Source organism: Bradyrhizobium sp. NBAIM08 (assembly GCF_020193935.1).
In the GTDB taxonomy this organism is placed as follows: Bacteria; Pseudomonadota; Alphaproteobacteria; order Rhizobiales; family Xanthobacteraceae; genus Bradyrhizobium; species Bradyrhizobium yuanmingense.
In genome coordinates, this window is the sequence record NZ_JADYVR010000005.1 from 1 (window position 1) to 23,010 (window position 23,010).

Annotated in this window: 22 protein-coding genes; 12 read left to right on the forward strand and 10 right to left on the reverse strand. The window is 64.2% G+C overall.

The window, feature by feature from the left end:
* The first annotated feature begins 321 nt into the window (after positions 1 to 321).
* Positions 322 to 675 (forward strand): cupin domain-containing protein, encoded by a 354-nt coding sequence (locus I6F37_RS17970; RefSeq protein ID WP_225152239.1) that lies wholly within the window; start codon positions 322 to 324, stop codon positions 673 to 675.
* Between the two features lie 63 nt (positions 676 to 738).
* Here I6F37_RS17970 and I6F37_RS17975 read toward each other — a convergent pair whose 3' ends face one another.
* A complete protein-coding gene (locus I6F37_RS17975; RefSeq protein WP_036024831.1) occupies positions 739 to 942 on the reverse strand; it encodes a DUF2158 domain-containing protein in 204 nt (67 codons plus the stop codon).
* A 103-nt stretch (positions 943 to 1,045) separates the two neighbouring features.
* Positions 1,046 to 2,095 (reverse strand): hypothetical protein, encoded by a 1,050-nt coding sequence (locus I6F37_RS17980; RefSeq protein WP_141697675.1) that lies wholly within the window; start codon positions 2,093 to 2,095, stop codon positions 1,046 to 1,048.
* Positions 2,096 to 2,354: 259 nt separating this feature from the next.
* Between I6F37_RS17980 and I6F37_RS17985 the strand changes: the two genes are divergently transcribed.
* The 5 genes from I6F37_RS17985 to I6F37_RS18005 all read left to right on the forward strand — a co-directional run bounded on the left by I6F37_RS17985 (position 2,355) and on the right by I6F37_RS18005 (position 9,307).
* Positions 2,355 to 2,738: a hypothetical protein gene (locus I6F37_RS17985; protein ID WP_225147871.1), complete on the forward strand. Its 384-nt coding sequence runs from the start codon at positions 2,355 to 2,357 to the stop codon at positions 2,736 to 2,738.
* A 327-nt stretch (positions 2,739 to 3,065) separates the two neighbouring features.
* A complete protein-coding gene (locus I6F37_RS17990; protein WP_225152241.1) occupies positions 3,066 to 4,490 on the forward strand; it encodes an efflux RND transporter periplasmic adaptor subunit in 1,425 nt (474 codons plus the stop codon).
* Positions 4,491 to 4,496: 6 nt separating this feature from the next.
* Positions 4,497 to 7,616, forward strand: a complete 3,120-nt coding sequence (locus tag I6F37_RS17995) for an efflux RND transporter permease subunit (RefSeq protein WP_225152242.1) — start codon at positions 4,497 to 4,499, stop codon at positions 7,614 to 7,616.
* Between the two features lie 30 nt (positions 7,617 to 7,646).
* Positions 7,647 to 8,018, forward strand: a complete 372-nt coding sequence (locus tag I6F37_RS18000; RefSeq protein WP_036024835.1) for a hypothetical protein — start codon at positions 7,647 to 7,649, stop codon at positions 8,016 to 8,018.
* A gap of 305 nt (positions 8,019 to 8,323) precedes the next feature.
* Positions 8,324 to 9,307: a tripartite tricarboxylate transporter substrate binding protein gene (locus I6F37_RS18005; protein ID WP_225152243.1), complete on the forward strand. Its 984-nt coding sequence runs from the start codon at positions 8,324 to 8,326 to the stop codon at positions 9,305 to 9,307.
* A gap of 291 nt (positions 9,308 to 9,598) precedes the next feature.
* Here I6F37_RS18005 and I6F37_RS18010 read toward each other — a convergent pair whose 3' ends face one another.
* The 4 genes from I6F37_RS18010 to I6F37_RS18025 are packed head-to-tail and all read right to left on the reverse strand — an operon-like array spanning position 9,599 to position 12,357.
* Positions 9,599 to 10,333 (reverse strand): HAD family hydrolase, encoded by a 735-nt coding sequence (locus I6F37_RS18010; protein ID WP_225152511.1) that lies wholly within the window; start codon positions 10,331 to 10,333, stop codon positions 9,599 to 9,601.
* Between the two features lie 5 nt (positions 10,334 to 10,338).
* Positions 10,339 to 11,226 carry an oxygen-dependent coproporphyrinogen oxidase gene (hemF, locus tag I6F37_RS18015; protein ID WP_225152513.1) on the reverse strand — a complete coding sequence of 296 codons (888 nt, stop codon included), beginning with the start codon at positions 11,224 to 11,226 and terminating at the stop codon, positions 10,339 to 10,341.
* Between the two features lie 20 nt (positions 11,227 to 11,246).
* Positions 11,247 to 11,879: a 7-carboxy-7-deazaguanine synthase gene (gene queE / locus I6F37_RS18020; RefSeq protein WP_225114466.1), complete on the reverse strand. Its 633-nt coding sequence runs from the start codon at positions 11,877 to 11,879 to the stop codon at positions 11,247 to 11,249.
* A gap of 10 nt (positions 11,880 to 11,889) precedes the next feature.
* On the reverse strand, positions 11,890 to 12,357 hold the full coding sequence (locus tag I6F37_RS18025) for a tRNA (cytidine(34)-2'-O)-methyltransferase (protein WP_225114465.1): 468 nt from the start codon (positions 12,355 to 12,357) through the stop codon (positions 11,890 to 11,892).
* 279 nt (positions 12,358 to 12,636) lie between these two features.
* Here I6F37_RS18025 and petA point away from each other — a divergent pair, with 279 nt between their 5' ends.
* The 6 genes from petA (at position 12,637) to I6F37_RS18055 (ending at position 19,397) form a co-directional block, all read left to right on the forward strand.
* Positions 12,637 to 13,167: a ubiquinol-cytochrome c reductase iron-sulfur subunit gene (gene petA, locus I6F37_RS18030; protein WP_036024842.1), complete on the forward strand. Its 531-nt coding sequence runs from the start codon at positions 12,637 to 12,639 to the stop codon at positions 13,165 to 13,167.
* Between the two features lie 62 nt (positions 13,168 to 13,229).
* Positions 13,230 to 15,302, forward strand: coding sequence for a cytochrome b/c1 (gene fbcH, locus I6F37_RS18035; RefSeq protein ID WP_225152245.1), 2,073 nt, complete (start codon positions 13,230 to 13,232; stop codon positions 15,300 to 15,302).
* Positions 15,303 to 15,539: 237 nt separating this feature from the next.
* Positions 15,540 to 16,214 (forward strand): dienelactone hydrolase family protein, encoded by a 675-nt coding sequence (locus tag I6F37_RS18040; RefSeq protein ID WP_036006275.1) that lies wholly within the window; start codon positions 15,540 to 15,542, stop codon positions 16,212 to 16,214.
* A gap of 4 nt (positions 16,215 to 16,218) precedes the next feature.
* Complete coding sequence (locus I6F37_RS18045) at positions 16,219 to 16,380, forward strand: hypothetical protein (RefSeq protein WP_225147862.1); 162 nt, start codon at positions 16,219 to 16,221, stop codon at positions 16,378 to 16,380.
* A gap of 302 nt (positions 16,381 to 16,682) precedes the next feature.
* Positions 16,683 to 18,848, forward strand: a complete 2,166-nt coding sequence (locus tag I6F37_RS18050; RefSeq protein WP_225152247.1) for an anthranilate synthase component I — start codon at positions 16,683 to 16,685, stop codon at positions 18,846 to 18,848.
* Between the two features lie 9 nt (positions 18,849 to 18,857).
* Complete coding sequence (locus I6F37_RS18055; protein ID WP_036024845.1) at positions 18,858 to 19,397, forward strand: adenine phosphoribosyltransferase; 540 nt, start codon at positions 18,858 to 18,860, stop codon at positions 19,395 to 19,397.
* Positions 19,398 to 19,503: 106 nt separating this feature from the next.
* On the opposite strand, the gene I6F37_RS18060 is transcribed toward I6F37_RS18055, so the two are convergent.
* The 4 genes from I6F37_RS18060 to I6F37_RS18075 all read right to left on the reverse strand — a co-directional run bounded on the left by I6F37_RS18060 (position 19,504) and on the right by I6F37_RS18075 (position 22,989).
* On the reverse strand, positions 19,504 to 20,172 hold the full coding sequence (locus tag I6F37_RS18060; RefSeq protein ID WP_036006282.1) for a hypothetical protein: 669 nt from the start codon (positions 20,170 to 20,172) through the stop codon (positions 19,504 to 19,506).
* A gap of 60 nt (positions 20,173 to 20,232) precedes the next feature.
* Positions 20,233 to 20,985 (reverse strand): hypothetical protein, encoded by a 753-nt coding sequence (locus I6F37_RS18065; RefSeq protein WP_036006284.1) that lies wholly within the window; start codon positions 20,983 to 20,985, stop codon positions 20,233 to 20,235.
* Between the two features lie 208 nt (positions 20,986 to 21,193).
* Positions 21,194 to 22,396 carry a M48 family metallopeptidase gene (locus tag I6F37_RS18070; RefSeq protein ID WP_225152249.1) on the reverse strand — a complete coding sequence of 401 codons (1,203 nt, stop codon included), beginning with the start codon at positions 22,394 to 22,396 and terminating at the stop codon, positions 21,194 to 21,196.
* Between the two features lie 32 nt (positions 22,397 to 22,428).
* The gene (locus tag I6F37_RS18075) at positions 22,429 to 22,989 is read right to left on the reverse strand and encodes a LemA family protein (RefSeq protein WP_036006288.1); all 561 of its coding nucleotides are present in this window, start codon (positions 22,987 to 22,989) and stop codon (positions 22,429 to 22,431) included.
* Positions 22,990 to 23,010 lie beyond the last annotated feature (21 nt).

Consider the following 23,010-nt stretch of genomic DNA (forward strand, 5'->3'; position numbering starts at 1 on the left):
AATGGGCTTTCGACCCGCGCTGGACGTTCAAGGCCGAGTACATCTACATCAATCTCGGAAAGTCGAACGGCAATGCTCTTGCATTCCCCGGAGCGTCCTTCACGGACACCGAGGTTCAGCTTCATACAGCCAAGGGCGGCATCAACTATCGGTTCTGATCTGACCGACATCAGCTCGTAGGGATGGGTTTCGCCGTTGCGAAACCCATCCTTGCGCCACTCCTGGCGTCGCAGCAGTCTCGTATTGTGATTCAGCTCGTGCTAACCGGCGCAGCTCGTCTTGCAAACGCGGACCAGACTGCTGCTTGTCCAGGGAGACGCCATGAAAGCACCCGCAAATCTCGCCGAGAAGCTCGCAACGTTTACCGATCGCTTCTCCCCGCGCACGGTGGCGACCTATAACGACAACGACATCATGGTGGCCAAGCTTGAGGGGCCCTTTCATTGGCACAAGCACGAGGACACGGACGACTTCTTTCTCGTGCTCAGCGGGACGCTGGACATCGAGCTGCGGGACCGCACGGTCACCCTCAACCCCGGCGAGGTTTTTGTCGTGCCGAAGGGCGTTGAGCACCGGCCGGTGGCGCGTGGGGAAGTGCACATCCTCTTGATCGAACCGACGGGGACGCCGAATTCCGGAGACACGGCCACGGCGGCGCCTCGTATCCTCGTCTGATCAACCCGCGCCCGTCATCAAGGGAAGCGCTCGGCTCGCACGAGAATGCAGTCCGAGAAGTGCCTACTCCTCGTCATCATCTTCGTCTTCGTCGTCCTCGTCGTCTTCTTCCACCTGCACGAGCACGGCGAGCGGCAGCGTCTCGCGGAACAGGTCGCCTTCCATGCCCATCCACAGGCACAGCGCCTCGTTCTCCTTCACCTCCGCGACGGTCAGCGGCTGACCGCCGGATTTCAGCATCACGACATCGCCGGCCTTCAGATCCATGGATTGTCCTTTCGGGTTGATCGACGCGGCCGACGCTAACAGGCCGTCATGACAGGCCGATCACGCCGGCTGCCGGCGCCGGAAGGTGTCTCCGCGGTACGACTCAGCTGCGCTCGCTCGTGACCGGCTGGTTCGGCAGGCACTGGTTGCTGAAATAGCCGATGGCATCGCGCGCGAGCGGAACATGGCAGAAGAAGCCGGTGGGGCGGTATCGCACCCTGATGCGATCCAGCTGCGCCATGGTCAGCGTCATGAACGCGTCCAGCCGGCGGGCCTGAAGCTGTAGCCTGTGCTCATTGCTGTCGCGTGGTTTGTCGAGCTTGCGATCGTTCGGCACGTCGTTGCCGGAGGCCGGAGCTTGCAACGCATTCGGCCCGCCGCGGAGCACCTCGAAGCAATGGTGCATCACCAGGACGTGGTGCTTGGCGCTCCACCAGTTGATGGTCACGACCTTCTGCAACGCATCGATCTCGCCATCCGCCCGCCTGGCACAGAGGTTGACGTAGGATTTGAGCCCATTGGCCGTCGGGTCGTTGCACAATTCGTCGCTGGGGCGTCCAGGATCGGCGCCATTGAAGATCGCACCCTTGAACTGCGGAAGGTTGGCGTCGGAATCGCAATCGAAATTGTACTTGGTGAGCAGCGTTGCCGTCAGGGGATCCTGGTCGAGCGTGTGCTCTGCGGCCGGATCGCGCCCGAGGTCGCTAGGCCAGTCGATGTAGATCTCCGCCTTGCGCGCAAAGATGGCGCCGTTCCGCCGCAGCGACGTGCGCGCCTTCCAATAGTCCGAGAACGAGCCGAATGTCTTGGAGTCCACCGGAATGAAAGCGGGGCTTGCCTGCGCCTTCAGCGAGCCGAACTGCTCGCGCAGCATGGTCTCCTGCTGGATCTGCACGTCGGCGAAGGCGTCCGAGATCTCGAGGAAGGTGTCGGTCGCCTTCTGCATGTCCGCCTTGGCCTGCTCGCCGACCTTCTGTTCATAGGAATTCAGGTACTGGAAATATCCGCCCAGGAAGCCGGTCAGCAGGGTCACGGCCGTCAGTCCCTTGGTGACCGAGAGGCGGCTGTCCCAGGATTGAATTCTCTGCCAGATACCCGCCGCCTTCACCGGGGATCGCGTGCGCGCTGTCTGCTTCGGAAGGTCCTGCTCCATTGTCGCCTCCAACTCGCCACGCCCCATGGCACGAGGCTACCGCAATCCCGGATTGCGGCTTGTGAAGCATTTCACTTCAAGTGAGGCAGGCGGGCTGCCGGATATCGGGCGGCGGTAGCTCCTCGATCGAACGGGGAGGGTGTCTGGACCACCTTCCACGCGATGCGAACGTCGCCTTGAATTCGCGGTCGGCATCGCCTAGTTTTTCGGCGTGCCGCACGGTGTCCGCCACCATCTTCGTCAACTCGCCAGAACGGCCATGTTCGTGGCGATATCCGCGTTTGTGCTTCAGGCGGCCCTGATCTCGGTCTCGCAGGCGCAGGCGGCTGTTGGCGCCATTCCGATGCCGTCCGTCACGCTCAGCGGTTCCCTGCATTTCCACGATCAGCTGGCCGGCCACGTGCATTCCCACGCCGGCGACGACGCGGAAGGCCACGTCCATGACGGGCCGGATCACGACGAGGACGGCGCTCCCGGCGTGGCCTGGGACATGTTTGGCACCTCGATCGCCTCAGCGCAGGTCGTTCACCTGCTCAGCGTCTTCGAAGTGCTCGGCGCCATGGACCTGCCGCTCGCGCGGGCCATTGTCGGGGTGCGCCCCGACGGACTCGTCCGGCCACCAAGTACCTTCAGCATCGCGTAGTCCCGGCGGCGCTTCGGTCGCCGCCTTTTCGCATGTCTGAAGGATCTTTCGATGTTGATGAATCAGCGCTGCCCGAAAGGGCGGCTCGCAGCTCGTGGGCTCGCTGGCGCTTTTTGGTTGGCGAGCCTGGTCTTTGGCTTGTCGGGCGCCTTTGGCCATGAGGGGCACGATCACGGCGACGCCGAGAAGACGGCGGTCGTGTCCTCAGCCTATCCGAGGATTGCCGCGCGCTCCGAGCTCTACGAAGTCGTCGGCATCCTGAAAGAGGGCAGGCTGTCCGTCTTCATCGATGATGTCGCGACGAACGAGCCGGTCTCGGACGCCGCCTTGCAGGTCACGATCGGCGATTCTGCCCCGATCGAGGCATCGAGCCAGGAGGACGGCGTCTACACCGCCCAGATTCCGAACGGCACGCCGTCCGGATCGGTCGAGGTGATCTTCTCGATCAGCGCTAGCAGGGGAAATGATCTGCTGGTCGACTCGTTCGTACCGCGTGCAGAGGCCCGGCCCGCGGAGCACAAGCACGAGCCCGGCTGGCTTCTATCGAACCGAGCCGCCATCGCCGCGTCCGCGCTCGCCGCCTTGGGCTTCGGCGGTCTCTTCGCCTATTGGAGGCGTCGTGGCCGCTTCATGGCGGCCTCGACGTCCGCCGTGATGGCGGGGGCTTTGGTCATTCTCGCCGCCATCATGTTCGGCGAGGGCCGGACTAATGCAACGCAACCAAGTCCGCCGGATGTTCCCGCGCTGAGCGATGCCCCGCGCCGTCTGCAAGACGGCACCGTCTTCGCGGCCAAGCCGACGCAGCGTCTGCTCGAGGTACGCACCGCTGCAGCCGAGCCGCAGACGATTCATCCCGCCGTCACCCTGATCGGCCGTGTCATGGCCGACCCCAACCGCAGCAGCATCGTGCAGAGCATCTACGGCGGCCGCGTGGTTCCCGGCGATGACGGCATCCCCCGCATCGGGCAAACCGTCCGCAAGGGCGATCTGCTCATCCGGATCGAGCCGCATCTGCCAATCGCCGACCGCACGACAATCCTCGAGAAGGTCGGCGAGATCGAACAGCTGATGGCGATCACGGACAACAAGCTGCGGCGTCTCCGGCCGCTGGCCGAACGCGGCGCGGTGCCGCAAGGGCAGGTCAACGACCTCGAAAGCGAATTGGAGGGTCTGCGGGCGCGCCGCGAGACCGTTCGCAATTCCCGCACCGGCTTCGAGGAACTGCGGGCATCGACCGATGGCATCATCACCTCAGCCAAGGTCGCGCCGGGCCAGGTCATACAGCCCCAAGACGTCCTGTTTCAGATCGCGGACCCAAGCAGTCTTTGGGTCGAGGCGCTCGCCTATGACGAAATCGGCTTGAAGCAGCCTGAAGCCGCAACGGCAATGGCTCCGAACGGGCAGCAGATTGCGCTGAGCTTCGTCGGGACGAGCCGGGCGCTGCGCCAGCATGCGTCCGTGGTTCAGTTCGCCATTCCGGAGCCACCAGCAGGTCTCAACATCGGTCAGCCGTTGAATGTGATGGTCCAGGCCGGAGCGCCCGTGTCTGGCCTGGTCGTGCCGCGCAATGCCGTCGTTCGAAGCGGCAACGGTGAGAATATCGTTTGGCTGCACACAGAGCCCGAGCGCTTCGAGCCGAGGCCGGTTCGCGTGGTGCAGGTAGACGCAGCCCGCGTGATTGTGGCCGCCGGTGTCAACGAAGGCGAACATATCGTCGTGCGCGGCACCGACCTCATCAACCAGATCCGGTAGCCGACCATGTTCAAGCTCATCGTCCAGACAAGCTTGCGCAATCGCCTATTCGTGCTGGCGGTCGCCGCCGTCCTGGTCGGCTACGGCCTGTTCGTCCTGCCGAGCGTTTCGGTCGACGTCCTGCCTGACATCAACCGCCCGACCGTCAACATCCTGACCGAGGCAGAGGGACTGGCGCCCCAGGAGGTCGAACAGCTGGTGACGTTCCCGATCGAGACGTCGATGAACGGCATGCCCGGCGTCATTCGCGTGCGCTCGGTCTCGGGCGTTGGTCTGTCGGTCGTCTATGTCGAGTTCGACTGGGGCGTCGAAATCTACCGCGCCCGGCAATTCGTCTCCGAGCGGCTGGCGCTGATCCGCGAGCAATTGTCGTCCGCGGTCAATCCCCAGATGGGCCCGGTGACCTCGATCATGGGCGAGATCATGCTGATCGCGCTGACGAGCGATGGCACGGCTTCACCCATGGACGTGCGCGAGATCGCCGACTTCGTCGTCCGACCGCAACTCCTCGCCATTCCCGGCGTCGCCCAGGTGATACCCATCGGCGGCGAGGTCCGCCAATATCGCGTGACGCCGAACGTCGCCACCATGCAGGCACTCGGCGTCACCCACGATCAGATCGAGCAGGCGGTCGCAAGGTTCGGCACCAACAGCGGCGGCGGCTTCGTCGACCAGCATGGCCGCGAATATCTGATCCGCAATGTCGGTCTCACCAGGCGTATCGAGGACCTCCGCAACACCGTCGTCGTCAACCGCGGAGAGCAGCCGATCCTGCTGAAGCAGATTGCCTCTGTGGATTTTGCCGCGCGGACCAAGCGCGGTGACGCAGGATATAACGGCAAGCCCGCTGTCATCGTCAGCGTCATGAAGCAACCGGCTGCGGATACTGTAGCACTGACGCGCAATGTCGAGTCAACGCTGCGGGAGCTGCAACGCACCATGCGCGGGGGCATCAGCGTCACCAACGTGCAGTTCCGGCAGGCGACCTTCATCGAGACCTCGATCGGCAATGTCGAGCGCGTCCTGATCGAGGCCGCGATCGTCGTCGCAATAGTCCTGTTCGTCTTCCTGATGAACGGTCGCGCCGCGTTCGTCTCGCTGACGGCCATTCCAATATCGATCCTGGTGACGGTCCTGGTGTTTCGCGCCTTCGGCCTCACGATCAACACCATGACGCTGGGCGGCCTCGCCATCGCGATCGGCGAGCTGGTCGACGATGCCGTCGTGGACGTCGAAAACATCCTGCGGCGCCTGCGGGAGAACGCCGCGTCGAGCACGCCGCGCCCTGTTCTCGACGTGATCTCCGGCGCGAGCCAGGAGGTTCGTTCCAGCATCGTCTATGCAACGATGATCATCGTCCTCGTCTTTGTGCCGCTGTTCGCCCTTCCGGGAATCGAAGGGCGGCTGTTCACGCCGCTTGGCGTGGCCTATGTGGTCTCAATCCTGGCTTCGCTGCTGACCTCGATCACGGTGACGCCGGTGCTGTCCTATTATCTGCTTTCGGGACGAGCTCATTCAGGTGACCGCGAGAGCTTTGTCGTCACGAAGCTGAAGCAGGCCAATCGGCGGGTGCTCGGCTGGGCCTTCCAGCGGCAGGGTTTGGTGCTGGTCTTCGTCGCCGCTGCGGTCGCGGTGGCAGGCTATGCCGCGAGCCAGATGCCCCGCAGCTTTCTTCCTCCTTTCAACGAGGGGACGCTGGTCCTGTCGCTGCAGTACAATCCAGGCATTTCGCTCGCGGAATCCAACCGTCTTGGCCTATTGGCGGAGCAGTTGCTCGCAAAGGTGCCCGAGGTGAAATCGGTCGGACGGCGCACCGGCCGCGCCGAACTGGATGAACACGCCGAAGGCGTGCACTACAGCGAGGTCGATGTCGATCTCACACCGTCCAAGCGCCAGAAGGCGGACATCTATGCGAGCATCCGGGAAGCCCTGTCCGCGCTGCCGGCGTCGGTGGCCATCGGACAGCCGATCAGCCACCGCCTCGATCATCTCCAGTCCGGTATTCGTGCCCAGATCGTGCTCAAGATCTTCGGCCAGGACATCGAGATGTTGCGGCGGCTGTCCGAAACGGTGCGCCAGCGTCTATCGACGATCCCGGGTCTGGTCGATCTCCAGGTCGAGAAGCAGGTGCTGATTCCGCAAGTGCGGGTTCAAATCGACCATGCTCGCGCCGCGCTTCACGGCCTGACGCCGGCTGCGGTCACCCAGGCACTCGACGCGCTGTCCAATGGCCGGAAGGTCTCCCAGATCGTCGACGGCAATCGCCGTTTCGACGTCGTGATGCGCCTGTCGGAGCAAGACCGTTCGACGACGGGACTGCACAATTTGCTCATCCCGACCGGCTCGGAGTTCGTCCCGCTGAGCGCTTTGGCCGACATCGTCGAGACAGACGGGCCGAACCAGATTCAGCGGGAGGGGACCCAGCGCAGGATCGTCGTGTACGGCAACGGGGACGGACGCCGCGACATCGCCGATATCGCGGCCGACATTCAGAGGTCGGTTCGCGAGCTCGATTTCCCGCAAGGCTACACGACCAGCCTCGAAGGCGCGTTCCAGGCCCAGCAGGAGGCGATCTGGCGCATCGGCATTCTGTCGCTGGCCTCGATGGCGATGATCTTCGTGGTCCTCTACAGCCGCTACCGGTCGATCGCACTGGCGCTGATCATCATGGGAGGTATTCCGCTCGCCCTGATCGGCAGCGTCGCCGCGCTGAAGATCTCCGGGCAGCCCTTGTCGGTGGCATCGATGATCGGCTTCATCACGCTGGCCGGCATCTCGGCGCGCAACGGGATCTTGAAGATCTCGCACTACATCAATCTCGCCATCCACGAAGGCGAGCGTTTCGGGGCCGGGCTGGTCATTCGCGGCAGCATGGAGCGCCTCAGTCCGGTGCTGATGACGGCGCTTTGCGCAGGACTAGCGCTCACGCCGCTCTTGATCGGCGCGGACGAGCCGGGCCGGGAAATCCTGCACCCGGTGGCCGTGACGATCTTCGGCGGCCTGCTCAGCGCCACGGTGCTCGACACAATCGTGACCCCGATTCTGTTTCTGATGTTCGGCCAGCAGCCGCTGCAGCGGCTGGTGGCCGGACACGCCGCAACGTTCACCCCCGCGGAAGCCTATTGATGCGCGCGGACAACCACCGAGGAGCCTGCAATGAGAACTTATATCGGCCTCGCCGTGACGGCTGTGATGATCGCGACGCTGGATGTTGCCGCGGCGCAGACGAAGGGCAGCAACGGCGGTCCCGTCGTCAAGTCGCAGGGGCATCCGATCGAATTCGTCAGCAAGGGGACCGACATCGTCTTTTACGTTGGCGACGACGATGGATCGCCGCTGTCGACGAAGGATATGCGGGGACGCGCAACGGTTCAGGATGGCGGCAAGACGGTCACCGTTCCGCTTGCGCCGGCCAATCCCAACATGATGACGGGAAAGCTGCAGGCCGAGCTGTCGCCAAAGGCGATCGTGGTCTTCTCCGGTAGCTTGCACGGTCATTCGTTGACCGCGAGATACGCTGCGCAATGATTGGGGCGTGAAAGACCGCGTTTGCGCCCGCAACGCGGCGGAGCTCGCGACCTACATCGCCGAGAAAGGCAAGCCGCTGCTGACGCTCAAGGTGAAGCGTGGGAGTTGAGACAACGCGTAGGCAAAACTCGACAGCGCTTGGAAGAGCGAAGCGCCACCCCTCGGCAGGTTTGCACATCGGCGATTTCACCGCGACAAAGCGCCCGTGATAAATAGTGGATCAATCAATACAATCTGAGCATCAATCGGGATGGCATGAGCACCTAAAATAGGCCCTCAGAAAACGTCGCAACGGAGGATCGACAATGGGCAATGCAACTCTTTTATCGAAGATTCGATTTGGTGCAGCTGGCATCCTGCTTCTTGCCGCAACCTCGATGGCATACGCGGCCTGGCCGGAAAGGAATATCACCTTCATCGTCCCATTCCCGGCGGGAGGCTCGTCCGACATGGTCGCGCGCGCAATCGGACAGAAGGTCTCCGATACGTTGGGGCAGCCGGTGGTCGTCGAAAACCGGTCCGGCGCAACGGGCGCTCTTGGAGCAACGGCGGTTGCCCGGGCGCCAGCGGACGGATACACCATTCTCGTCGGCTCGATCGGTGTCTATGCGACGAATCCATTTCTTCAGCCTAATCTGAAGTATGATCCTCTGAAGGACTTCGACCTTTTGACGGTCGCTGTGCGCGCACCGAACGTCCTGGTCGCCAACTTGAACTTTCCGGCAAACACCGTCGCCGAGTTGGTGGAGCAACTGAAGAAGGCCCCCGGCAAGATCACTTTTGCAAGCTCGGGTGCGGGTTCGTCCGATCATCTCACGGCGGCGCTGTTCTGGCAGCGCACTGGGACGACCGGTCTCCACGTGCCGTATCGCGGCGGGGCGCCTGCCGTGAGTGATCTCCTCGCGGGGCATGTCAACGTATCGTTTCAAAACATCAACGCCGTCATCGGGCAAATTCAATCCAAGCAGCTCAAGGTTCTCGCCATCACCGGCGATGCCAGATCCCCTCTTTTGCCCGAAGTGCCTACCTTGAAGGAACTTGGGATTGAAGGTGTCGACGTCTTTTCGTGGCAGGCGGTGGCTGCTCCGAAGGGCCTTCCTGCCGACGTGAAAGCAAAATTGCATGGCGAGATCGTCGCGGCGCTGAAGGCACCGGACGTACGCAAACGAATGGAAGATATCGGCCTCGAAATCGTGGCCAACACCCCGGAGCAATTCCAGGAGTTTCTGGTCTCTGAGTTGGCCCGCTGGAAGCGAGTCATCGAGACCGGCAATATCACCGCGGAATAGGTTGCCTTGGGCGTGCTCGAGCCTCTCGCGGGAGGGACAAGAGCATGATCCGGAAAAGTGCGTAGCGGTTTTCCGAAAAGATCATGCTCAAACAATAAGCTAGAGCGCGATGACGATTCATCCTCATCGCATCGCGCTCTAGGGTCGATGGCAACCCTCGCGACGATGCCACAATACCCCTGTTTTGCCCGACGGGTCAGAAATTTTTCGTAAAATCCGTAAGTCCTTGATTTTACAGCAGCGCGCTACTGTGCATGGGGTTGTTTTTCGAGTCTTGTTTTGACCGGCTGATTACGGCCGGTCGGGCAGCAGCTCGCCGAGCGAGCGGATGATGCGGTCGGGCCTGACCGTGGAGCCCTCGGGCAGGCCCTCGCCATGCACGTCCATCCAGATCGCATAGATGCCGAGGCGCTGCGGCGTCACCACTTCCCATTCCAGATTGTCGCCGATCATCCAGGTGTCCTCAGCGGTGACGCCGAGCGCCTGCATCGCGTGCAGATAGGCGCGCTCCTCGGGCTTGCCGAAGCCGTGCTCGCCTTCGATCTGGATGTGGTCGAAGCGATGCGCCAGCTCGAAGCGTTCGATCTTGGCGCGCTGCATGTTGGCGGCGCCGTTGGTGACCAGCGCGAGCTTGATGCCGAGCGCCTTGAACTGGTCGATCGCCTCGTGCGCGCCGGGAAAGACGAACATCTCCTCCTCACGGTAGGCGGTGAAGCGGTCGGCGAGGCGAATGGCGAGGTCGTCGGGCAGGGCGCGGTGGCCTCCGGCCGCGAGCGCGGCGAAGCCGCCCTTCACCGTCAGGTGCCGCGCCTCGGCGAGCTTCATCCGCCACGCCGGCTCGGCACTGGCCCAGAAGTTTCGCGCGAAGGCCAGCACCGCGGTTGCGACCATCGGCGGCGGCAGCGGGGCGAGCTCCGCGGCGAATTCGGCCGTGATCGTGTTCCAGGCGATCTCGGGCCGGCCATAGGCCGACAGGATGGTGTCGTCCATGTCGATCAGCATGGCGCGGGGCAGCGGCGGCAGCATGGCGTTCATGGCCACTTCACCTCCGGCGGCAGCGACGACAGGATGGAGTCCACGTTGCCGCCCGTCTTCAGCCCGAAGATGGTGCCGCGGTCGTAGAGCAGGTTGAACTCGACGTAGCGGCCGCGTCGGATCAATTGCTCCTCGCGGTCCGCAGGCGTCCAGGCGCTCGCGAAGTTGCGCCGTACGATCTCGGGATAGATCTTCAGGAAGGCGCGGCCGACGTCCTGGGTGAAGGCGAGGTCGGCGTCCCAGTCGCCGCTGTCGTGCCAGTCGTAGAAGATGCCGCCAATGCCGCGCGCCTCTTTCCGGTGCGGCAGGTAGAAATACTCGTCGCACCATTTCTTGTACTTGTCGTAGTCGGCAACGCCGCTCGGCTGCGCGCAGGCCTGCTTCATCGCGGCATGGAAGGCAATGCTGTCGGGATCGTCCTGCGTCCGCCTTCGCTCCAGCACCGGCGTCAGGTCGGCGCCGCCGCCGAACCAGGCTTTCGTGGTGACGACGAAGCGCGTGTTCATGTGCACGGCAGGGACATTCGGATTGCGCATGTGCGCGATCAGCGAGATGCCGGAGGCCCAGAATTTTGGATCCTCCGCCGCGCCGGGGATCTGGGCCCGAAACTCGGGTGCGAACTCGCCGTGCACGGTCGAGCAGTGCACGCCGACCTTCTCGAACAGCCGGCCATGCATCATCGACATCACGCCGCCGCCGCCAGCCGCGCCGGAATGGTCGGTGCGCTGCCAAAGCGTGCGCTTGAAGCGGCCGACCTCGCCCGGATAGAGGCTTTGCGGCGCGTCATCCTCCAGCCGCTCGAAGCTCGCGCAGATGTCGTCGCGCAAGCGCTCGAACCAGGCGCGGGCGCGGGCCTTGCGGGCTTCGATCGTCGTCAGGTCCATCTGCATTCGCGGGTTGCGTCCTATCTGATGCCGAGCGATTTGTGGGTTTGCACGCTGAGCCGCCATTGCGGATGGTGCAGGCAATAATCGATCGCGCGCGCGGTGTTCTCGATGACCTCAGGCCCGTCCATCGGTTGCAGCGAGAAGCGCTCGAAGGCGAGATCCTCAAATGCCTCGGGCATCGCCAAGGCCTGTGGATAGACCAGCTTCAGCTCGTGGCCCTGGCGCAGGACCAGCTCGCTGCCGCCCTTGGGGCTAACGCAGATCCAATCGAGCCCATCAGGAGCTGCGATCGTGCCGTTGGTCTCGACGCCGATCTCGAAGCCTCTTTCGTGCAGCGCCTCGATCAGCGCGGCGTCGACCTGGAGCAGCGGCTCCCCGCCGGTCAGCACGACGTAGCGATTGGCGGCAGCCGCTGTCCATTGCGCGGCGATGGTATCGGCGAGTTCCGCAGCCGAGCCATAGCGCCCGCCGAGCGTGCCGTCGGTGCCGACGAAATCCGTGTCGCAGAACTTGCAGGTCGCATCCGCGCGGTCGGCCTCCCGCCCGCTCCAGAGGTTGCAGCCGGCAAAGCGGCAGAACACCGACGCGCGCCCGGCATGGGCGCCTTCGCCTTGCAGGGTCAGGAAGATCTCCTTGACCGCGTAACTCAAGCCTCTCTCCTCAACCTGTCAAACCTTGCGGGTTCCGGGTCTGCCGCAGCGCCTCGCCGGCGGCCATGGCTACGCTCATGGCCACATTGAGCGACCGCAGCCCCGCCTTGATCGGAATCACCAGACGCGCATCGGCCGCCTCGACCACCGCATCGGTGACGCCGGCGCTCTCGCGCCCGAATAGCAGGATGTCCGAGCTCTGGTAATGAAAATCGCGGTAGTCGGTGGCGGCCTTGGTGGTGAACAGCAGCAGCCGGTGGCCCTGGCCTGCACGCCAGTCCTCGAATGTCGCCCAGGAGACGTGGCGGGCCAGCCTGACATGGTCGAGGTAGTCCATTCCCGCCCGGCGGAACAGGCGGTCCGAGATGGGGAAGCCCGCCGGTTCGATGATATGGGCATCGAGCCCCAGGCAGGCGCAGAGGCGAAGAATCGTGCCGGTGTTCTGGGGGATGTCGGGCTGGAAAAGTGCGATCTGCATGGGCGGCGGCGAGTTGGCTTGCGGGCGCAAAATGTCTCAATAAAACATCGCCCGCCCGGGAATTCGTGCATTGCACGCTCTCACGCCGTTAGCGGGCTTGCGCTCGCCCGGCAAGGGTGCCAATAGAACGATTCTGGACTGCTGTTTCACCCGTTTAGAGGTGAACAAGCCAAGTTCTGCCGCCGCGGGGGGCCGCGGGTGCCGGCAGCCTTTCCGGGGACCTCTTGGGCGCCCCTCGGAGCGGTTCCACCGGTAGCGCAAGAAGAAAGGGTTGGAATCGTGACGACAGCGTCTTCGGCGGACCATCCGACACGCCGTGATTTCTTATTCGTTGCAACAGGGGCATTTGCAGCAGTAGGGGGCGCGGCTGCGCTCTGGCCCTTCATCTCCCAAATGAATCCGGATGCCTCGACCATCGCCGCCGGTGCGCCGATCGAGGTCGATCTCAGCCCGATCGCGGAAGGCCAGGACATCAAGGTGTTCTGGCGCGGCAAGCCGATCTACATCAGTCACCGCACCAAGAAGCAGATCGACGAGGCGCGCTCCGTCAACGTGGCGAGCCTGCCGGATCCGCAGACCGACGAGGCCCGGGTCAAGTCGGGCCACGAGCAGTGGCTGGTCGTGATCGGCATCTGCACCCATCTCGGCTGTATCCCGATCGCTCATGAAGGCAGCTACGACGGGTTCTTCTGCCCCTGCCATGGTTCGGTCTACGATACGTCCGGCCGCATCCGCCAGGGCCCAGCGCCCACGAACCTGGCCGTGCCGCCGTACCAGTTCGTTTCCGACACCAAAATCCAGATCGGCTGAGCTTCGGACTCAAGTCCGAAGCTTCGCGCCGTCTCGTCGTACTATTTCCTCAGGATCGCATCATGAGCGGACCATCCGACTACCAGCCGAGCAATCCGGCCCTGCAATGGATCGAGCGGCGCCTGCCGATTTTTGGTCTCATCCATTCCTCCTTCGTCGCCTATCCCACCCCGCGCAACCTGAACTATTGGTGGACCTTCGGCGCCATTCTTTCCTTCATGCTCGGAATGCAGATCCTGACCGGCGTGATCCTGGCGATGCACTACACGCCGAACGCCGATCTCGCCTTCAAGTCGGTCGAGCTGATCGTCCGTGACGTGAACTACGGCTGGCTGCTGCGCAACATGCACGCGGTCGGCGCCTCGATGTTCTTCGTCGCCGTCTACGTCCACATGTTCCGCGGTCTGTACTACGGGTCGTACAAGGAGCCGCGTGAGGTGCTGTGGATCCTCGGCGTCATCATCTACCTCCTGATGATGGCGACCGGCTTCATGGGCTACGTGCTGCCCTGGGGCCAGATGAGCTTCTGGGGCGCCACCGTCATCACCAATTTGTTCTCGGCCGTTCCCTATGTCGGCGAGAGCATCGTGACGCTGCTCTGGGGCGGCTATGCGGTCGGCAACCCGACGCTGAACCGCTTCTTCTCGCTGCACTATCTCTTGCCGTTCGTGATCGCAGGCGTCGTCGTGCTCCACGTCTGGGCGCTGCACGTCGCTGGCCAGAACAACCCTGATGGCGTCGAGCCGAAGACGGAAAAGGACACGGTGCCGTTCACGCCGCATGCGACCATCAAGGACATGTTCGGCGTCGCCTGCTTCCTGCTGCTGTACGCTTGGTTCATCTTCTACATGCCGAACTATCTCGGCGACGCCGACAACTACATTCCCGCGAACCCGGGCGTGACGCCGCCGCACATCGTGCCGGAATGGTATTACCTGCCGTTCTACGCGATCCTGCGCTCGATTCCCGACAAGCTCGCGGGCGTCATCGCGATGTTCGGGGCGATCATCATCCTGTGCTTCCTGCCCTGGCTCGACACCGCCAAGACCAGGTCCTCGAAGTACCGACCGCTCGCCAAGCAGTTCTTCTGGATCTTCGTCGCGGTCTGCATCCTGCTCGGCTATCTCGGCGCACAGCCGCCGGAAGGCATCTACGTCATCGCCGGCCGCATCCTGACGTTCTGCTATTTCGCCTACTTCCTGATCGTGCTGCCGCTGCTCGCGCGCATCGAGAAGCCGCGGCCGGTGCCGAACTCGATCTCGGATGCCGTGCTGGCCAAGACCGGCAGCCGGTCGACGCCGATGGTCTCGACCGCGATCGTGCTGGCGCTCGCCGGCTCGCTGTTCGCGGGCTCGATCGACAGCGCGAAAGCAGCCGAAGGCAGCGATAAGCCGCCAGGCAACACATGGTCGTTCTCGGGCCCTTTCGGTAAGTTCGATCGCGGCGCGCTGCAGCGCGGCCTCAAGGTCTACAAGGAGGTCTGCGCCAGTTGCCACGGCCTGTCCTTCGTCGCCTTCCGTAACCTCGCCGAGCCCGGCGGGCCCGGCTATTCGGTGGCGCAAGCCGCGGCGTTTGCATCCGAGTACAAGGTCAAGGACGGCCCGAACGATGCGGGGGACATGTTCGAGCGGCCGGGCCGGCCGGCGGACTATTTCCCCTCGCCGTTCGCGAACGAGCAGGCCGCGCGTGCCGCGAACGGCGGTGCGGCCCCGCCGGACCTATCCCTGATCACCAAGGCGCGCTCCTACAAGCGCGGCTTCCCCTGGTTCATCTTCGACGTCTTCACCCAGTACCAGGAGCAGGGGCCTGACTACGTCGCCGCATTGCTCCAGGGCTATGAGGACAAGGTGCCGGAGGGCGTCACCCTCCCGGAGGGCTCGTACTTCAACAGGTACTTCCCGGGCCACGCCATCAAGATGCCGAAGCCGATCAGCGACGGCCAGGTGACCTATGACGACGGCTCGCCGACTACGGTTGCGCAGTACGCCAAGGACGTCACCACCTTCCTGATGTGGACCGCCGAGCCGCACATGGAAGCGCGCAAGCGCCTCGGCTTCCAGGTCTTCGTGTTCCTGATCGTCTTCGCGGGCCTGATGTACTTCACCAAGAAGAAGGTCTGGGCCGCCTCGCACTGAGCGGCGAAAGACGAGAAATGAAAAAGCCCCCGCAAGGGGGCTTTTTGTTGGGCTGTCATTCCGGGGCGCGCGAAAGCGCGAGCCCGGAATCCATTGCGCGGCGGAGATGGTGATGAATGGATTCCGGGCTCGATGCTGAAGCATCGCCCCGGAATGACAAGAGTGTGGATTGCGCCGCGCGCTCCCACCCGCCAAAATACCGCCAACCGATCCCCCAGAAACTCACCGGAGGACACCATGGGAACCAGCATCACCTTCAAGCGCCCGGACGGTAAGGACGCCTCGGGCTATCTCGCCAATGCCGGGCGCGGCAATGCGCCGGGCGTCGTCGTGATCCAGGAATGGTGGGGCCTGTCCGATCAGATCAAGGGCCTGTGCGACCGCTTCGCGCTGGCCGGCTTCGACGCGCTGGCGCCCGATCTCTACAAGGGCAAGGTGGTGCCGTATCACGACACGGACAGCGCCAACAAGGAGATGAACTCGCTCGACTTCATGGACGCCACCACGCAGACCGTGCGCGGCGCCACGCAATATCTGTCGCGCAACGGTGCCAAGGTCGGGCTAACCGGCTTCTGCCTCGGCGGCGCCGTGACCATCATCGGCGCGACCAAGATCCCGGAGCTCGCGGCGGGCGTCGTGTTCTACGGCATCCCGCCCGAGCAGGCGGCCAAGCCCGCCGACGTCAAGATCCCGCTCCAGGCCCATTTCGCCAACAAGGACGATTGGTGCACACCAGAGCTGGTGGGCGGCTTCGAGAAGGCCATGAAGGCCGCCGGCAAGTCGCTGGAGCTGTTCCGCTATGACGCCGAGCACGCCTTCGTCAACGAGCAGCGCCAGGCCGTGCACGACCGCGAAGCCGCCGAGCTCGCCTGGGGCCGAGCGACGGAGTTTTTCAGGAAGCATCTGGGGTAGGAGCGTGAAGGACAAATCTGAAGCCGATGCGCAGTCGAAGCGTGAGGCCTTCAAGATCCCGGAGGACCATCGCGCTGCCGTTCTTGAGGGGCTCCGCGAGGCCGATCGAGCCGAGTACGCGACCGATGCAGACATGGCCGCGCTTTGGAAGCGGTGCGGCCTCTAGTCCGTAGCCCGGATGGAGCGAAGCGGAATCCGGGGACTTTCCGATTGTGGACGAACCCCGGATTGCGCTGCGCTCCATCCGGGCTACCGCCTTGCCGCACCCTTGACGGCGCCCCCGCGCCATGGTGATTATCCGCCCATGAGCACCGCCGTCCGCCCAGCCCGTCTTTGGTGGCGCACCTCCTGACGAGGTGGCCGGTGCGATTTCTTTTCCCAAAATCGTCTGAGGTCGCCTGCACAGCGCGGCGGCCTGATCGTTTGTCCTGTGTGGCGTTCCCTCAACAAGTTTCGTAAGAGGACGACATGAACAGGACAGTCTTTGCCCTCCCGGCCAGAAGCGCCTATTCGACCCGCGCCGGTCTTGCGATCACGCGCGTGGCCGAGCAGTTCACCGGCGGCGCCAGCCGGCTCGACGATCTCGTCAGCCTGCTCGACCGCCGCCGCGGCGTGGTGCTGTCCTCGGGCACGACCGTGCCCGGCCGCTACGAGAGCTTCGATCTCGGCTTCTCCGATCCGCCGCTCAAGCTCGAGACCGTTGGCGTCAACTTCAAGCTGGAGGCGCTGAACGCGCGCGGAGAGGTGCTGATCGCCTTCCTCGGCGATGTCTTGCGCGAACCCTGTGTCGTCATCTCCGAGAGAACGGCGAGCCGCCTTGCCGGCCACATCATCCGCGGTGATGCGCCGGTCGAGGAGGACCAGCGCACGCGGCGTGCCAGCGTGATGTCGCTGGTGCGCGATCTCGTCGCCGCCTTCTCCGCCAGTGATGACGGCCTGCTCGGCCTGTTCGGCGCCTTTGCCTACGACCTCGTCTTTCAGATCGAGGACCTCGTGCAGAAGCGCCCGCGCGAGGCCGACCAGCGAGACATCGTGCTCTACGTGCCCGATCGCCTGCTCGCCTACGACCGTGCCACCGGCCGCGGCGTGGTGCTCTCTTACGATTTCGCCTGGAAGGGCAAGTCGACCGAAGGCCTGCCGCGCGAGACCGCCGACAGCCCCTATCTGAAGACGCCGCGCCAGGGCTTTGCCGATCACGCGCCGGGCGAATATCAGGCCACGGTCGAGACAGCGCGCGCCGCCTTTGCCCGTGGCGATCTGTTCGAGGCCGTGCCGGGCCAGCTGTTCGCCGAGCCCTGCGACCGCTCGCCGGCCGAAGTGTTCCAGCGCCTCTGCGTCATCAACCCGTCGCCCTATGGTGCGCTGATGAATCTCGGCGAGGGCGAGTTTCTCGTCTCGGCTTCGCCCGAAATGTTCGTGCGCTCGGACGGCCGCCGCGTCGAGACCTGCCCGATCTCGGGCACGATCGCGCGCGGCCTTGATGCGATCGGCGATGCCGAGCAGATCCGCCAGCTCCTGAACTCGGAGAAGGACGAGTTCGAGCTCAACATGTGCACCGACGTCGACCGCAACGACAAGGCGCGCGTCTGCGTGCCCGGCACGATCAAGGTCCTGGCGCGCCGCCAGATCGAGACTTACTCAAAGCTGTTCCACACCGTTGACCACGTCGAGGGCATGTTGCGCCCCGGCTTCGATGCGCTCGATGCCTTCCTCACCCACGCCTGGGCTGTCACCGTCACCGGTGCGCCGAAGCTCTGGGCCATGCAATTCGTCGAGGATCACGAGCGCTCGCCGCGGCGCTGGTATGCCGGCGCGATCGGCGCGGTGAATTTCGACGGCAGCATTAACACCGGCCTCACCATCCGCACCATCCGCATGAAGGATGGCCTCGCCGAAGTGCGCGTCGGCGCCACCTGCCTGTTCGATTCAGACCCCGCCGCAGAAGACCGCGAGTGCCAGGTCAAGGCGGCCGCGCTGTTCCAGGCGCTGCGCGGCGATCCGCCGAAGCCGCTCTCGACCTTTGCGCCTGATGCCACCGGCTCGGGCAAGCAGGTGCTGCTGATCGACCATGACGACAGCTTCGTGCACATGCTCGCCGATTATTTCCGCCAGGTCGGCGCCAGCGTCACCGTGGTCCGCTATGTGCATGCGCTCGACATGCTCAAGCAGAAGAGGTGGGACTTGCTGGTGCTGTCGCCCGGCCCCGGGCGCCCTGAGGATTTCGGGATCAAGGCGACGATCGATGCGGCGCTGGAGAGGAAGCTGCCGGTGTTCGGCGTCTGCCTCGGCGTGCAGGCGATCGGCGAATATTTCGGCGGCGAGCTCGGCCAGCTCACCCATCCCGCCCACGGCCGGCCCTCGCGGGTGCAGGTGCGCGGCGGCCGCCTGATGCGCAACCTGCCGAACGAGATCGTCATCGGACGCTATCACTCGCTCTATGTCGAGCGCGACAGCATGCCGGAGGTGCTCAGCGTCACCGCCAGCACCGAGGACGGCGTCGCCATGGCGCTGGAGCACAAGACCCTGCCGGTCGCCGGCGTGCAATTCCACCCGGAATCGCTGATGTCGCTCGGCGGCGAGGTGGGGCTACGTATTGTCGAAAACGCGTTCCGGCTGGATGCGCCGGTCAATTGAGAGGCACGAATGACTTTTGACCACGACATCAAGGCGAGCGTCCGCACCATCCCGGATTATCCCAAGCCCGGGATCATGTTCCGCGACATCACCACCCTGCTCGCGGATGCGCGCGCGTTCCGCCGAGCCGTGGACGAGCTCGTCAACCCCTGGGCCGGCAACAAGATCGACAAGGTCGCCGGCATGGAGGCGCGCGGCTTCATCATCGGCGGCGCGGTGGCGCATCAGCTCTCGGCGGGCTTCGTGCCGATCCGCAAGAAGGGCAAGCTGCCGCATACCACGGTGCGCATCGCCTATTCGCTCGAATACGGCATCGACGAGATGGAGATGCATGTCGACGCGGTCGCACCCGGCGAGCGCGTGATCCTGGTCGACGATCTCATCGCCACCGGCGGCACCGCGGAAGGCGCGGTCAAGCTGCTGCGCCAGATCGGCGCCAACGTGGTTGCCGCCTGCTTCATCGTCGACCTGCCCGAGCTCGGCGGCGCCGCCAAGCTGCGCGCCATGGACGTGCCCGTGCGCACGCTGATGTCGTTCGAGGGGCACTGAGCGTCAACGAGGCAGAACAAGCTTCGGGGGCGGTGTGTGGGCCAAGGACGCGGTTCACCTCTCCCCGCTGGGGAGAGGTGAACACCGAGCTTCCCGATCGAATGCTTCACGACCGCTGCAATATCAGGCTGAGCTCGAGCTCCCGGAAGGCGATGTAGTTGCGCCGGGTCCATTGGTGCAGCTCGGTCGAAGAGTCCTTCTCCTGGCGCAGATAGCCCGTGAAGGAGAAATTCAGCCGGTCGATATAAGTCTTGAGGAAACCGGGCAGCGCGGGAAGGCGGAACAGCCGGCCGCCTCCCATTGCCGGCGGCAGCTCGCCGCGGACGACATATTCGTTGTCCACCGTGACCAGGTTCATCCGCGGGATCCGCCCACGCAGCATCTCGTGGGCGCGGGCCGAGACGCGGTCGGTGTCGGCGACGAACAGGATCATCGGCGCAACGTGGCGCCGCGCCGCCTCCTTCAGCAGGCCGATCTCGTCGGTCATCTTGAAGAACTCGTCGAAGGCGTGGAAGCCGAGGTCGATCACCTTGGCAAGTCCGTCATCGACGATGACGCGGTCCATCAGCTGCATCTTGCCGAAGGTGTCGATCACGTCGGCGGTCTCGGTCACCTTCGGTAGGTAATCGAGCAGCGACGGCTCCTTCAGGTTGACGTCGAAGGCCGCGACGTTGCCGTTCTTGAGCAGCAGGAATTCGCTCAAAAGCCGCGCCAGCAAGGTCTTGCCGACCTGCGGGCGGGGCGAGCAGATGATGTAGACGGGTGTCGCGGGCATCGCCAGCTATATCAGGCCAACTCACCGCCCAATCCAGCCGTATCAGCCCGGCTTGCGCAACTATTTTTCGCTGTTGCGGCTGGCGGATTTCGACCCGACGATGTCAGTCAGGCGGATGCGGTCGTATTCGCTCCAGACATTGGCCAACCAGTGCCGGACATAACCGCGCAGCACGAAGGAATAGTTCGCGGCCTCGTCGCTGATGCCCTTGTTGGCCACGAATTTCAGGAACGGGACCGAGGAGACCTCGACCTGCTCATAGGCCATCTCGTTGAGCTTGGGGATGGTCAGCTCGGTCGCGTCCTTGATGCGGTGGAAGTAGGAATTATAGGTCGCCTGGTCCCACTGGAAGAACTGGGTGTCGTTGATGAAGTTCTTCACCAGGAAATATTTCGCGCCCCCCATGAAGCCTGCGGTCTCCGCGATCTCCTCCAGCGAGGCGATCGAGGGTCCGAGGATGTGGAACACGGCGAAGGTGATCTGGCCGGCCTTGGCGGCGTCGAGGAAGCCGATGTCGCGCAGCGAGGCCAGCGCCGGCGAAAGCAGGCCGGCGCGGACGTCGATCACGGTGACCGAAGGGCTGACAGCGTTGAGCGTGTCGAAGATCTTCATCTGGTCGGCCGTCGTCGTCATGTCGACGATCTCGGTGATGTCGGGGTGGAAGCGCTTCAGGGTTCCGCGCGGCGACTCCGTGTCGAACGCCCGCGTCGGCACGTTGTTGGCCGAGAAATAATCGAGCAGGGTGCGCGATACCGTGGTCTTGCCGACCCCGCCCTTGTCCGCGCCCACCACAACCACTGCCGGCTTTGCCATTGCTGTCCCCTAACGCGCGCCCCCGATCGCGAGGTCGCAATCGGCCGGGCCCCAAATCGATGTCCCGAAAGACGTCCCGAGTCTGCTGTTGGGCGCGAACATGGCAGAAACAAGGGAGAATTCAATTCCTCGCGCTCCACTTACGGCAATTCCCGAGGATTTTCCCGATTGCCGGGAAACCCGGCGCATGAAGCGGCAAATCACGCCGTCAGTGACGGCCCCACGGTCCCATCGGATTGGCTGCCGGGGCTCCAGAGGGACTGGGCGCGGGAACGGGCGGCGGGCTGGCGGGACCGGCCGCATCGCTCCACGGCCCCTGCGAGAGCGGCGGCGGCCCGTCCTGTGCGCCGGCATGTTCGGTCTCGAGTTGTTCCGTCTCTTCGGCGGGGTCCGGCAGCGGTCCCGGATCGCGCCCGCCGGCGAACTTGACCAGCGCGTCGACCCGGGACTGCACGGAAGGGTGGGTCGCGAACAGGTCGGCAAAGCCCTCGCGCGGATTGTCGACGCAGAGCTCCATCACCGCCGAGGTCGCGCCCGGCAGCTCGCCGCGGCCCTCGATCTTGCGCAGCGCCGAGATCATCGCGTCGGGGTCTTTCGTCAGCTCGACCGAACCGGCATCGGCGAGATATTCGCGCGACCGCGACAGCGCGAGCTTGACCACCTGCGACAGCAGCCAGGCCAGCACGATCAGCACGATGGCGATGATGATGACGATGATCGCGCCGCCCCCGGAGCTCTTGCTGTCGCTCGAGGACGACCGCGACGACGAGGAGGAGCCCGAGGACGAGGAGCCGCCCGAGCTCCAGTTCAGATTCGTGAACAGGCGGAAGAACAATTCGCCGAAGAAGCCGACCACGCCGGCGATGATGACGGCGACCACCATGAGTTGCACATCGCCGTTCTTGATGTGGGTCAGCTCGTGGCCGAGCACCGCCTCGATCTCCTTGTCGTTGAGCGCATCGAGGAGACCCGTGGTGACCGTGATGGAATATTGCCGCGGATTGAGGCCGGTCGCGAACGCGTTTAGCGCCGGGCTCTCCATGATCTTCAGCTTCGGCATGGTGAGGCCGCGCGAGATGCAGAGGTTCTCGAGCAGATTGTAGAGCCGCGGCTGTTCCTGCCGGGTGACGCTGTGGCCGCCGGTCACGGCATCGATCATCGACTGGTGAAAGAAATAGGCGATCACGATCCAGACCGCCGCCACGACCGTTGCAATCGGCGCGGCCTTGAGCAGGTCCGAGAAGGCGTGTCTCAGATAGTACGCGGCGGTCTCACTGTCGTCGATGAACACCTCGGCCACCAGCGCGCCGGCATAGACCAGCACATAGACCAGCGCGAACAGGCCGGCGAGCAGCAGCATCGAACGAAGCTTGTTCGAGGCGATGTGCGTGTAGAGACCATACGCGGCCATGACGCGATGCCCTGCCGGCCTATCGGCTCAAATCAGAACTTCACCTGCGGCACGGTCTCGACCTCGGTGCGGCTGGCGCCGAGATCGAAGAAGTCCTTTTTGGTGAAGCCGAACATGCCCGCGAACAAGGCGGCGGGCAGCTGCTGGATGCCGGTATTGTATTCCTGCACCGCGTTGTTGAAGAAGCGGCGGCTCGCCGCGATCTTGTTTTCGAGGTCGGAGAGCTCGGACGCGAGCTGCTGGAAATTGGCGTTGGCCTTGAGGTCGGGATAGGCCTCCGACAGCGCGATCAGCCGGCCGAGCGCGCCGGAGAGCTGGTTCTCGGCCGCGGACACCTGCGCCGGGCCCTGTGCCGACATCGCCGAATTGCGCGCCTTGATGACGTCGTCGAGCGTGCCGCGCTCGTGCGAGGCGTAGCCCTTCACCGTCTCGACCAGGTTCGGGATCAGGTCGTGACGCTGCTTGAGCTGCACGTCGATGTCGGCAAAGGCCTGGCCGACACGCTGGCTCAGCGCCACCAGGCGGTTGTAGGCGCTGAAAGCGATCAGCGCGAGGACGACGATGACGCCGAGAACGATCCAGCCGGTCGACATGGAGAACTCCTGAAGAGGGAA